Raw genomic sequence first — 12668 nt, 5'->3', positions numbered from 1 at the left:
GCCTTGCAAAATATGCATATCTCGGTTGCAGGATCGGTCATTGTGCCGATCAGCCCATGGCTCTATTTTGCAGTTGTTCGGTTTTACTCCTCCTCCCAAAAACCGAACCTGAAGCGCGATACTCCTCCTCCCAATCGCGCTTTACCAATCCGCCCGCAGCAACTTCTCCTCCTCCCAAATTGCTGCGGGCGTTTTGCTATCCAGATTTCCCTTTTCCAAACTTTTCAGCCCGCGATCTTTCCGCCGGTCATCGGTGCTGGGACGCCCGTTGTGCTTGGAAAGCTGATCGGCAGGCCGCGCAATGCGCGCACGGCGAGAAATGCAAAGCATTCCGCTTCGACGGCATCACCACGCCAGCCCAAGGTCTCAACCGGAACAAGCTCGACACCCGCGCGCTCGACCAGCATTCGCATCATCGTCGGGTTATGACGCCCGCCACCGGACACGGCCAACCGCTTCGGTCGATGTGGCAGAATGTCGAGCGCCTTTGCCACGGCCGACGTCGTGAAGGCGGTGAGTGTCGCCGCGCCATCCTCGTCGCTGAGGCCGTCAGCCATAGCGGCAGTAAAATCGAACCGGTCGAGCGATTTTGGAAAAGGCGCTGTCATATAGGGATGCTCAAGCAGCTTGGCGAGACGCGCTTCATCCACATGGCCGCGAGCCGCCAGTGCACCGTCGCGATCCATCTCGCCAAGACCACGCGCTTTCATGAAATCATTGATCGGCGCATTGGCCGGGCCGGTATCGAATGCGACCAGCGTATCGCCGCCATCCCACCAGGTAATATTGCCGACACCGCCGAGATTGAGAATGGCCGTAGCGCCACTGGAATCGGCGCTGCGCAGCAAAGCCGCATGATAGATTGCAGCCAGCGGTGCGCCCTGCCCGCCGGCGCGGATATCGGCAGTTCGAAAATCATAGACGACCTTGGTGCCAAGCAGCTCGCTCATCAGCGCACCGTCGCCAAGCTGGCGCGTATCGCCCAGCCGCCCTTGCTGCGGGGCGCGGTGCAGCACCGTCTGGCCATGAAAGCCAACAACGCCGATATCGGCCATGATGAGACCGCTTTCTTCCACCAGCTCGCGCACCGCAGCTGACTGCGCCCGGGTCAGGGCATCTTCCGCCTCGGCAAAAATCGCCGGTTCGGAGCCGTCGAAATTCCAGACCCGCGCTTCGGCCTGCGCTTGCTGCAAAAGAGCGAGAATACCATCCGGATAAGGCTTCAGCGCGTAAGTACCGAATATATCGACTGTTTCGCCATCGGTTTTCAAAAGCGCGACATCGATATTTCCATCGAGAACGGTGCCGGTCATCAGACCTACGGCCCAGATTGGCTGCATAAAGCCCTCCACATTCCTGGATTTCAGAGAAAAGTGTTAGTGCAATTCGGCGTTAAAAGGAAATATCAGATAAATGCCCGAACAAAAACAATGAGCGGCTTCGGCATCGCTGCCGAAACCGCTCTTTGAAACAATCCAGATTATGTGGGTCAGGCGCTGACGCGCATACCCTTCTCCGGTTCGAAGACGTGGCTGGTCGCCGGATCAATGGCAATCGGCAGCACGTCGCCCGGACGCACAGTCAGACGCTCACGGAACAGGCAGGTGATCGGCTGCGTGCCGAGCTTGCCCATGACCATGATTTCCGAACCCGTCGGCTCCACGATTTCAGCCGTAACCGGGACGCCACCTTCAGCGATCTTCATATATTCGGGGCGCACGCCATAGACGGCTTTGCCGGACAGGCTTGCATAATCACCTTGCGGCAGCGACAGACGGAAGCCACCATCGGCCACAAACGAACCTTCATCAATCTTGCCGTTGATGAAGTTCATCGACGGCGAGCCGATGAAGCCCGCAACGAACATATTGGCCGGACGATCATAAAGATCGAGCGGCGCACCGATCTGCTCCACCAGACCATCGCGCATAACCACAATCTTGTCGGCCATGGTCATGGCTTCGATCTGGTCATGGGTCACATAGATGGTCGTGGTCTTCAGGCGCTGATGCAGCCCCTTGATTTCGCCGCGCATCTGCACGCGCAGCTTGGCGTCGAGGTTGGAAAGCGGTTCGTCGAACAGGAAGACTTGCGGATCGCGCACAATGGCGCGGCCCATCGCGACACGCTGGCGTTGACCGCCGGAGAGCTGGCGCGGAAACCGGTCGAGCAGCTTGTTGAGGCCGAGAATTTCAGCCGCGCGGGCAACGCGGTTTTCACGTTCGTCCTTCGGCGCGTTCTTGAGCATGAGCGCGAAGCCCATATTGTCGGCAACCGTCATATGCGGATAAAGCGCATAGTTCTGGAACACCATGGCGATATCACGTTCCTTGGCGCGCAGGTCGTTGACCACACGCGGGCCAATTGCGATCTCGCCATCGCTGATTTCCTCAAGCCCTGCGATCATGCGCAGAAGCGTGGACTTGCCGCAGCCGGAAGGGCCGACGAGCACGACGAACTCGCCGTCCTCGATGCTGACCGACACGCCGTGCAGAACGCCGACATTGCCATATTTCTTGACTGCATTACGGATGGATACAGATGCCATCTTGAACCTCAACTCTTATTTGACGGCGCCTGCGGTCAGACCTGCAACGATCTGGCGCTGTGCGAAGACGGTAAGCAACAGAACAGGCAGAGTGACCACAAGTGCTGCGGCAGCAAGCGGACCCCAGCTCACCTGTTCGAAGGAAAGCATGTTGTAGACAGCGACCGGCAATGTGCGCGTTTCGCGGCTTGCGAGCACGATCCCGAACACGAAATTGTTCCACGAGAAGATCACCGCAAGGATAAGCGACACCACGATGCCGGGCTTGGCAATGGGCAGCGCCACCTTGAGAAACACCTGCAACGAGGACGCGCCGTCGATTATCGCCGCCTCTTCCAGTTCCATCGGCGTCGTTTCGAAATAGCCGATCATGATCCAGATCACGATAGGTACGGTGACGACCAGATGGATGATGATCTGCGGCCAGAGCGTGCCCAACAGACCCAGCGTCTGGAACAGAAGGAACAGCGGGATCAGATAGGACAGACCCGGCGTCATACGGGCGATCATGATGACAATCGCCGATTTATGCGCCCGAAGCCGGGCAATGCCGTAGCCCGCCGGAACCCCGACCAGAAGGGCGAGCAGCGTTGCCATGCCGGTCACCAGAAGGCTGTTCCAGAAATATAGCAGAAAATCATTGGCTTCGAAAATCTGCGTGTAGTTCGACCAGGCGAAACGTTCCGGGATCAGGATCGGCGGATAAGCGCCATTGTCGATTTCGTATTTGAGCGAAAGCGACAGCATCCAGATGAAGAAGAAAAGCGCCGGCGAAACGATGATGAAAACAAGAAGCGCAGTGCCGAGCTTCGACAGAATTGACTTGCGTGCCATTAGCCGGTCCTCAAGCGTTCCATTTGGTCCGTTGACGCAAGGCCAGCAGGATCATGGACATGGCGATAATGACGATGAAGAACACCACGGCAATCGCCGAAGCATATCCGATGTCGTAATAGGAAAACGCCACGTTATAGAGATAGATGTTGATGGTTTCCGACGCCGTGCCCGGGCCGCCCTGCGTCATCGCAAAGATGATGTCAAAGCTTTTCAGCGCATCGATCGAGCGGATGATGACGGCCACCATGATGAAAGGCAGGATCATCGGAAGCGTGATGTAACGGAATTTCTGCCAGCCATTCGCGCCGTCGATTTCAGCGCTTTCAAAAGGATCGCGCGGCATGGAGGCGAGGCCACCGAGCACGATCAGCATGACCAGCGGCGTCCATTGCCATGTCTCGACAGCGACCAGCGACGGGATGACCGTATTCTGGTTGAAAATCCATTCCTGCGGGCCGATGCCGACCAGCGACAGGACATAGTTCAACACACCGAGCTGCGGGTGATACATCATCGTCCAGACCAGCGCGACAGCGACCGGTGTCGCCATCATTGGCATGACGAAGATGCCGCGCAACAGCCCGCGCATCGGCAGCTTGCTGTCGAAGATGAGAGCGGCAATCGTACCGAGCACCATGGGCGCCACCACGGACAGGACCGTATAGACAGCCGTGTGCCACATGGAGTCCCAGAAGCGTGCATCGCCTGCCAGACGAATATAATTGTCGAAGCCGACAAAGCTGATGCCACCGCCGAGCTGCCATTGATTAGCGCTCATCCAGAGAGTGAAAAGCCAAGGGAAAACGATCACCGCCCCGACGATGATCAAGGCGGGAAGCACAAACGGCCAATAGCTTGGTTTCAGATGGCTTTTGCCAGACTTGCCATTAGCTTTGGTTTTGGAAGCCGCCTTTGTGGCGGCCTCCCCATTCATGCTCTTTGTTGCTCCTGTCGGGGCGGCAGATGTCATTTCCCTTCGCTCCGTGCGAGGACCGGACGGAATTCTTCCGTCGCGCGCTTCATTTCAGCTTCCGCTTCGGCACCATTCAGAAGATTGGTGAGGCCAACGCCCATAATGTCGCGGAATTCCGTGACAGGAACGATGACCGGCAGGCAGAGCTGGCTGATCGGTGCAGATTTCGACAGGGCTTCGACCCAGCCTTCCGGCATGGTCACAGCCTTGCGCACTTCCGCATCATCGATGATCGACTTGCGGAACGGCACGCCTGAACCCGTCTGCAGCAGACGTGCGCCCATTTCCTTCGAAATGGCCCACTGGCAGTAAAGATAAGCGGCTTCCTTCTTGGTCGACGCTTCGGTCACGCCGATACCGTCGCCGGTCGTCGGTGCAGCCTGGGCCTTCGGTCCAGCCGGAATAACGCCATAGCCGACCTTGCCGACAACGCGCGACTTGTTCGGATCTTCGAGCGGCGGCGCAAAGCCGATACCGTCGAGCCACATGCCGACCTTGCCCTGAAGGAAGCTCGACTGGCATTCCGCCCAGTTGAAACCGGCAACACCGGGAGGTGCAGCTTTGGTCATCAGGCGCTGATAGAGCTTGGCAGCTTCAATGGCTTCTGCAGAATCCGTCTTCAGATTGCCGTCGGCATCGACCGCGCTCTGGCCATAGCCGAGCATCAGGCTCGTCCAAACCGGAACATTGGCGTTCTTCATGCCGCGGGCCACAAAGCCGTAGGTATTCGAAGACGGATCGGTCAGCGCCTCGGCGGCCTTGACCAGCTCTTCGAAGGTCTTCGGATATTCGATGCCCTTGGCGGCGAACAGATCCTTGTTCCAGTAGATGATCCAGTAATCGACCGAGAACGGCAGTGCACCGAAGCGGCCATTAGAATCCTTGGCGAAGGTCAGACCAGCGCTTGCGAAATCGCTTTCAGTCAGCGAGGCGTCGGTCAGCGTCGGGTCTTTCAGGAATGGATTAAGATCGGCAAGCCAGCCGCCCTTTTCGAACTGACGCTTCTGAACGTGATAGCTGATGTGAATGACGTCGAAGCTCGGGCGACCGGAGGTCAGCTCGATCACCGCCTTCTGGCGCTGCTGCTGTTCCGGCATCTGTTCGGAATGAACCTTGATGCCCGTCAGTTCTTCGAATTCCTTCTGATGCTTCTGAAGGATTTCGCCGCGCGGGCTCTTGATAAGGTTCACCTCGAGCGTGGTGCCCGCATATTTCTTCCAGTCAACCGTGGAAGCGGCGAAAGACGGGCTGATGCCTGTCACGCCCGATGCGGCGATTGCCGCAGAACCCGCCAGAAACTGGCGACGTGTTGGATGAAATAGTTTCATGCTTCTCCTCCCCTATGTTCCAAACCTGGCAACTCCTCTTGCCAAGCTCCTGATTTCATTTAGAGCGGTTCCGGTCAAAGCCAAATCGTGGAACCGCTCTATCTATTTGTTTTTACGCATTATCTTACGCAAAACCGCTACGCACTTTTGCTGGGAATGCTCTAGCTAAATGTGCAATGCCAGCGTCCGTGCATTGTTGATGTGAACAGCGATGGCATCCATGGCAATTTGCGGGTCGCGGGTTTCAATCGCCGAGAGAACCGCGAGATGTTCCTGCATGACCGGAATGACGCGCCCGGTAATCCGGAAACGCTCCTGATTGATCAGGCGCATCTTGATCGTATTCGTCTGGTAAGCGCGCCAGATGATTTCATTGTCGAGCGAGGCGACAATGGTGTCGTGCAGGCTCCAGTCGATATTCTGCGCCTGCTCCTCAAGCTCCGGCGTCTCGCCCTCGCTCATGGCCCGGTTTAGCGTGTCTTCATGCTCGGCACGCAGCGAGCGCAGCAATTCGTCGGAAGCCGACTGACAGAAAATCGCAACCGACTCTTTCTCGATGAACAAGCGAAACTGGAAAGCCTCGCGGATGAGATTGAGATCGATATGGGCAATCTGAAGCCCGCGCTGTGGCACGGTTTTGATCAGACCTTCCGCCTCAAGACGGGGGATCAATTCACGGATTGCACCGAGCGGCAGGCCCGTCATGGTGACGAGTTGGCGTTGCGAGACGAACTGGCCCGGATGGAAATCGCGCGCCAGCAAATGCTGGGTAAAGCTCTGATAGGCCTTGTCCCGCAACTTCACCGGCTCGTTCTGATCTTCCGCCAAGGCTTCGTCCTCTCCCAACCGCTTTGGTTATGCTGCGGAAAGTTCTCCCACTTTTCCGCAGCATGTCTGCATCGCTTATGCCCGGCTCAGGCAGCCTTTGCCATATGCAATCCGTCAAATACACTGCCAATTGCATCAAAATCCGCATCATTCAGCGCAACCAGCGGCGCGCGGACATGACGCCATTCCATATCGCCAGTATGACGCGCCACCAGCGCCTTCACCGCGGGTGTTACCGGATAGTTGAGCAGCTTGCGCACGGCATCGACCAGTTCGGCATCGTCCTGCCCATCATTGACCATGCGCAGAAGACGGTCCGGGAACAGATTGGCCATGCCGGAAATCGCACCCTGCCCGCCCAGACGGACGCCAGCGGCGAGATCGCGCTCGTCACCGATGAGGATGGCAATGTCCTTATGCGCGGCCAGAAGCTTCTCGGTGTAAGCCCAATTGCCCGACGAATCCTTCACGCCAGAGATAACCGCGCCAAAAGCATCGCGCAGACGACCAATCAGGTCGACGGACAGCTCAACCGCCGTCACCGACGGGATGTTGTAAAGGATGATATCGCGCGCATCCGAACCAAGACCTTTCAACACGGCGGAGAACCAGTTGAAGAGACCATCGTCGGAGAGATTCTTGAAATAGGAAGGCGGCGCCAGAAGAATGGCCTTGCAGCCGCGACGCAGTGCATCGCCAGCCTGAAGCACAGCATCGGCAACCGAATTTTCCATCACACCGACAACGATTTTGGATGCCGGAAAGCCCTGAGCAATGAATGCATCAAGAAGAGCTGCGCGTTCCGCATCGGCAATCGACGAACCTTCGCCGGTGGTGCCGAACAAAGTGACGCTGGAACAGCCATTATCGAGGCGCGCACGCGCATGCTTGAGTGCACGGCTGACATCGATTTTGCCATCAGCATCGAATGGCGTCGTAAGCGCTGCAGAGAGCCCGAAGCGCTCCTGCCCAGAATGATTTTGCGGCAAAGCCGTCTCCTCCCAAGACTGAACTGTAAGTTGGCACATACTAACATGTTAGTAAATAGTCAATTCGGGTTCACTGTGCATTTATGCAAAATCTGGGGGATTTGTGTCCTAGGCTGGAAGCAGTCCGCGCTCCATAAACGCCATGACCTCCGCACGGCTCGGCGAGCCAGAACGTCCGCCAAAGCGGGCACATTTGATGGCGGCGGCGGCATTGGCAAAACGGATAATGTCGTGCATCGACCTGCCTTCGACGAGGCCAAGCGCGAAGGCGCCGTGGAAAACATCGCCCGCAGCGAGCGTATCGACAGCCTTGACCCGGAAACCGGCGACATGCTGCACCGAATGTCCGGCCCGTTCCGTCCAGTAGCATCCGTTCGCACCGGCGGTCACCGCGGTGAAAACATCATACCGGCTGGCCAGTATCTCGACGCATTCGCTCAAATCTGTCGTGCCAGTCAGGCTGATGGCAGCAGGTTCGGAAGCAACAATATGCGTTGCAAGTGGTAACAGCCGCTCGAGAAGTTCGACCGGGGCCGTATCGGCATCGAGAATCGCCGGAATACCGGCGCGACGCGCGGCCTTAAGACCAGTTTCCGCAGCCCATGCCCAGCGGACATCCGCCATGACTGCCGCAAACGCACCCGCCTCGACAGGCGGCACGATTGAAGCCGGGCTGCCCAGTTGCGGGTCGTAGAATGGAACGATGACACGCTCGCCCGACGGATCGACCAGAATCGAAGAAAAAGCGGTGCGTGCGCCAGCAAGCTTACGAATATGAGTGCAGTCGATCCCTTCCGCCCGCAGTTCCGCAATCACGCGTTCACCGGTGGCATCATCGCCCGTCGAAGCCCAAAGCGCCACATCCCCGCCGAGACGAGCAATTGCAGCTGCGGCACTTGAGGCCATTCCGGCAGCGATTTGCACCGCTTCACTGGGCAGATATTTCCCGGCCTGTTCCGGCAAAGCATCAAGACGAAGGATTGTGTCGAGCGTCAAAGCGCCCAGGCAGAGAATAGTGCGGCTCATACTATGCGATCCAGAACTTGCAACCAAATGCGTGACTGACAGCGTCCTCCCCGGATCGCCCTGCCTTCGCCATATCACGTTTTCGTTCGTTGCAAAGTGGCCGTTACACGACAGTCCAAAACCTATGCTTCAATGTTACAACTTAAGAAAGCCCACTATCCAATTGTTTCAAAAAACTTCTAAGACAAATCTACTATTATAATTTCCTGAAATGGCTCCGAAACGTTTACTCCCTCAAGAAGTAGGATTGCACAAAAAAGCAACAGAGAATTTCACGAAAACATAGCGCGGTTTGATCTCGACAATGCCTAAGATGCAAATTACGCTTTTCGTATGAATCAGTCGGTCCAGCGGCGTGCCGTATTCTTCATTGGCGGGTATGATCCAAAAACGCCGGACGCGTTTTTCAAGCGGCTGCGTAAGGAAATTTCCCGTTTCGACACGCTCTGGGGCTACCAGTCGACGGTCTCCACAGTTGATGAGACACCTGATCACGAGATCGGGCTTGCGACCATCGAAACCCGTGCTGCACGCGAAGATTGGTCGACAACGACCGACTTTCATTTCCTCGCCCTCGACTCAATCGTACTGGCAGATTTCGCCCGCCCCCTGCCCGTGCGACTTGGCAAATATCTGCGCGCCTTTGCCGACTTCGTCTTTTCCGGCACGGCCTTCCATTTCTTCTCCAAAGCATGGCGCTTCGGGCTTTATTTCCTCTATCCTTTCCTCGCGGTCGTTTTGTTCGCGCTGCTGGGACTGGCTGCTGCCCGCCTGACGGTGCATTGGCTGGGCGCAATCAGCTGGTTCATCGGGCTTGTCGTATTCTCGGTCGCTTTGTTGGTGCTTGGCAAACGCTGGTCTACCAACCATCTGATGGATTTATGGTCGTTTTCGCTGAACTTCTTTCGCGGCAGGCGACCGGACGCCGAAGCGCTGATGCAGCGCTTCGCAGAAGGCACTGTCCAGCGCGTCGGCGCAGGCCAATATGACGAGGTCATCCTGATCGGCCACAGCACCGGCGGCATGCTGATGCTGGATGTCGCCGCCCGCTGTTTGGCCGTCGACGGCGCATTTTCAGGCCGCGCGCCAAAAGTGACCGTTCTGACGCTCGGCTCCACCGCGCTCAAGGCCGGATATCATCCCGCTGCCACGAAATTTCGCGAAGGCGTGCAACGGCTAACCGATGATGGTAAGCTCGAATGGGCTGAAATCCAGTGCCTGACCGACGCCATCAATTTCTACAAGACCGACCCGGTGGCAGACATGAAGCTCACGCGGGCCGAAGGCCGGAGGTTTCCTTTCGTGCGTCAGGTGCGCATTAAGGATATGCTGCAGGCCGAGACTTACAAGCGGGTGAAGCGCAACCTTTTTCGCGTGCATTATCAATATGTATTCGGCAATACGAAGCCTTATTGGTATGATTTCTTTCAGGTCTGCTGCGGTCCGCACTATTTGTCCGAGCGTGTGAGCGACCATATTGTGGGCGGCTTGTCGCCAGAAAAGGTAGCTTCCGAATGACGCCCACCCTGGCAATGATCGTCTGGGCAATTGGTCTTGTCGCCTGGGTGGTCATCCGGGTGCCGCATCAGCGTCGCGCCCGCAAGATCAAGGTCACGACCAACGCCAAGACGCTGCCGGATCGAGCGGCGCTGAGCGCAGCAAGCGTGGGCCTGTCACTCATCCCGATCATCTATGTCGCAACGGGTTTTCCGGCTGCTGCGGATTATACCTTTCAGCCATGGCTCGGCTGGATCGGCCTTGTGGTCGAACTCGCCTTTCTCTGGCTGTTCTATGCAAGCCATCGCCAGCTCGGCAAGAACTGGTCTGTCTCACTGGAGATCCGCAAGGAACACAAACTCGTGACGGACGGGCTCTATAAATATGTCCGTCATCCGATGTATTTATCGTTCTGGCTTTGGGCGATAGCGCAGTTTTGCCTGCTCCCCAACTGGTTCGCCGGTCTGGCGGGCCTTGTTGGCGTCGGCATTCTCTATTTTTACCGCGTAGGCCATGAAGAAGCGATGATGCGTAAGGCTTTCGGCGCTTCATATGACGAATATGCCAAGCGCACCGGACGTGTCATTCCGAAACCTTGGCCATAACCTTGGTAAATTTACATGACGAAAAAATCAGGCAATTCGGCGAAATATTTTATGAGCCGCCGTTCCATGCTGGTCTCGGGGCTGGCCTCTAGCCTTATGCTGGCTTCGATGCCAATCGCAGCACTCGCCAAACCTGCCGCGCAGGCTCCCAATACCAACCACAAGCCGGGGAATGCTGCCCAACCCGGGCGACCAGACGTCTATCTCCTGCGCGGTTTTGCCAATATTTTTTCCACCGGCATTGACGAAATCGGTGCCGATTTGCAAGCAGCTGGCGTCGATGCCCATGTCGAGGGCAACGCCGCGTGGCGTCTTGTCGCCAACCGGATCATCTCTGACCGGCAGAAATACGGCCCGCAGCCGGTTATCCTCGTCGGTCACTCGCTGGGCGCGAACGCCATTATTTCCATTGCCGAAGCTCTGGAAAAGCGCGGCATTCGCGTGGATTATATGGCGTCTTTCGCCGCGACAGCACCTGATCCCCTGCCCGGGAACATTCGTCGCGTCGTCAATTTCTATTTTTCGCAGCACGGCTGGGGGCTACCGCTGGTGCCCGGCCCCCGTTTCAAGGGCAGGCTGGACAATCGCGATTTCTCCGGTGTGAAGGAAGTTGGCCATTTCAATATTGAGAAACAACGCCCCCTGCAGGCTGAGGTCGTTCGCGACATTCTCCGCATTCTCAAATAGCCACAATTACGGCGCAACGAACGCCGCAAATGGTGACCTCGCTAATTATCACGAACTGAACAACTGTCGCTCTCAATCAATTTAATTGCCGCGCGGCTGCTTTGTGCTAGCGTTCGGATAGCCGGTTTTGCGGCGTATCCCTTCGTTGACAGGAGCCTTGAGTGAAGCGTTGGGTTGTTTGGGGTGTCCCGATTTTATTGGTTGCAGGTGCCGCTTATGTCGGCTGGCAACATGCCACGAAACAGAACGGCGCCAGCGCTCCGAACACAGTTCAGACAGATAGTCGGAAAGGTGGCAGCCGCTCGGCCAGTGCCGAGCACGCCGTCAAGGTGGCTGTTGCAACTGCTGGTTCGCTGCCGATCCAGCGCAGCACCATCGGCACGGTTGTCGCCGTTGCCTCTACGGCGGTCAACAGTCCCGAGCCCGGCAATGTGGCCATTCTCAACGTCAAAGACGGAGCCATCGTCAGGAAGGGCGATCTGATCGCCCAACTCGATGACCGCGCTATCCGCGCCACCGTTGTGAAGGATCAGGCCTCCGTCGCCAAATCGCAGGCCACGCTGAACAATGCGCAAATCCTGCTGAAGCGGATGCAAGACCTCGTCACCAAAGGCGTGAGCACGTCTCAGGCTGGCGATGATGCACTGGCCGCCCTCAAAGTGGCGGAGGCCCAATTGCAGGTCGATCAGGCGCAGCTGGCCGCCGATCAGGTGACCCTCGACAACACCAGGATTATAGCGCCTTTCGACGGTCAGCTTGGCGTGGTGCTCGTCTCTGTTGGCGCTTATCTCTCCGCCGGTTCACCAGTCGCGACCATTACGCAGATGAAGCCCATTTATGCGGATTTCACACTGCCAGAGACGGATATCGCACTCATCCGCGAAACGCTTGCCACTGGCACGCTGAAAGCCACCGCTTCTGCCGTATCGGCTGACGGCAGGGATATTTCGGAAAGCGGTCCTGTCAGCTTCCTCGACAACACCATTGATGCCGCGAGCGGCACCGTCCGTCTGCGCGCCACGCTGGACAATCAATCCGGCAATTTCTGGCCGGGACAGTCGCTGCGTGTGCTGGTGGAAGCCGGACAAGCAGACAATCTGGTGCGTGTGCCCGGCGTTGCCGTGCAGCCGCAGGAAAACGGTTCAATCAGCTATGTCGTGAAGACGGACAACAGCATCGAGGTGCGCCCCGTCACGGTCGCGCTCCGAGCCAATGGCATGGCCGGTCTGAGTGCTGGTCTGCAACCCGGTGAAAAAGTGGTCACGGAAGGCCAGGCCTCGCTTGCCAATGGCAGCAAGGTGAAACTGACCAGCAAAGATGCAGAGACAAAAGTCTCTTCCAACTGAATCA

Annotated in this window: 12 protein-coding genes; 4 read left to right on the top strand and 8 right to left on the bottom strand. The window is 57.3% G+C overall.

Annotated features, from left to right (window positions below; translation table 11 throughout):
• Window positions 1-224: 224 nt before the first annotated feature.
• The 8 genes from FHW00_RS14190 to FHW00_RS14155 form a co-directional block, all read right to left on the bottom strand.
• Window positions 225-1340 (bottom strand): anhydro-N-acetylmuramic acid kinase, encoded by a 1116-nt coding sequence (locus FHW00_RS14190; protein ID WP_078339178.1) that lies wholly within the window; start codon window positions 1338-1340, stop codon window positions 225-227.
• Between the two features lie 149 nt (window positions 1341-1489).
• Window positions 1490-2548, bottom strand: coding sequence for an ABC transporter ATP-binding protein (locus FHW00_RS14185; RefSeq protein ID WP_078339179.1), 1059 nt, complete (start codon window positions 2546-2548; stop codon window positions 1490-1492).
• A 15-nt stretch (window positions 2549-2563) separates the two neighbouring features.
• On the bottom strand, window positions 2564-3382 hold the full coding sequence (locus tag FHW00_RS14180) for a carbohydrate ABC transporter permease (protein ID WP_113533863.1): 819 nt from the start codon (window positions 3380-3382) through the stop codon (window positions 2564-2566).
• Between the two features lie 10 nt (window positions 3383-3392).
• Complete coding sequence (locus FHW00_RS14175; protein ID WP_078339180.1) at window positions 3393-4355, bottom strand: carbohydrate ABC transporter permease; 963 nt, start codon at window positions 4353-4355, stop codon at window positions 3393-3395.
• Entirely contained in the window at window positions 4352-5686 is a 1335-nt protein-coding gene (locus FHW00_RS14170) for an ABC transporter substrate-binding protein (protein ID WP_078339181.1), read from the bottom strand. The genes FHW00_RS14175 and FHW00_RS14170 overlap by 4 nt, the downstream gene beginning before the upstream one ends.
• A 165-nt stretch (window positions 5687-5851) precedes the next feature.
• Window positions 5852-6514: a GntR family transcriptional regulator gene (locus FHW00_RS14165; RefSeq protein WP_078339251.1), complete on the bottom strand. Its 663-nt coding sequence runs from the start codon at window positions 6512-6514 to the stop codon at window positions 5852-5854.
• Between the two features lie 86 nt (window positions 6515-6600).
• Window positions 6601-7503, bottom strand: a complete 903-nt coding sequence (locus FHW00_RS14160; RefSeq protein ID WP_113533864.1) for a dihydrodipicolinate synthase family protein — start codon at window positions 7501-7503, stop codon at window positions 6601-6603.
• Between the two features lie 108 nt (window positions 7504-7611).
• Window positions 7612-8529, bottom strand: coding sequence for a PfkB family carbohydrate kinase (locus tag FHW00_RS14155; RefSeq protein ID WP_078339183.1), 918 nt, complete (start codon window positions 8527-8529; stop codon window positions 7612-7614).
• Between the two features lie 333 nt (window positions 8530-8862).
• Here FHW00_RS14155 and FHW00_RS14150 point away from each other — a divergent pair, with 333 nt between their 5' ends.
• The 4 genes from FHW00_RS14150 to FHW00_RS14135 all read left to right on the top strand — a co-directional run bounded on the left by FHW00_RS14150 (window position 8863) and on the right by FHW00_RS14135 (window position 12664).
• On the top strand, window positions 8863-10047 hold the full coding sequence (locus FHW00_RS14150; protein ID WP_078339184.1) for a lipase: 1185 nt from the start codon (window positions 8863-8865) through the stop codon (window positions 10045-10047).
• A complete protein-coding gene (locus FHW00_RS14145) occupies window positions 10044-10631 on the top strand; it encodes a protein-S-isoprenylcysteine O-methyltransferase (protein ID WP_078339185.1) in 588 nt (195 codons plus the stop codon). The genes FHW00_RS14150 and FHW00_RS14145 overlap by 4 nt, the downstream gene beginning before the upstream one ends.
• A 51-nt stretch (window positions 10632-10682) precedes the next feature.
• On the top strand, window positions 10683-11318 hold the full coding sequence (locus tag FHW00_RS14140; protein ID WP_078339186.1) for a lipase: 636 nt from the start codon (window positions 10683-10685) through the stop codon (window positions 11316-11318).
• 359 nt (window positions 11319-11677) lie between these two features.
• Window positions 11678-12664: an efflux RND transporter periplasmic adaptor subunit gene (locus FHW00_RS14135; RefSeq protein WP_445558208.1), complete on the top strand. Its 987-nt coding sequence runs from the start codon at window positions 11678-11680 to the stop codon at window positions 12662-12664.
• The last annotated feature ends 4 nt before the right edge of the window (window positions 12665-12668 follow it).

Origin of the sequence: Ochrobactrum sp. P6BSIII (assembly GCF_014138065.1) — a bacterium.
Classification (GTDB): domain Bacteria; phylum Pseudomonadota; class Alphaproteobacteria; order Rhizobiales; family Rhizobiaceae; genus Brucella.
This window is presented reverse-complemented; position numbering and strand designations above follow the sequence as displayed.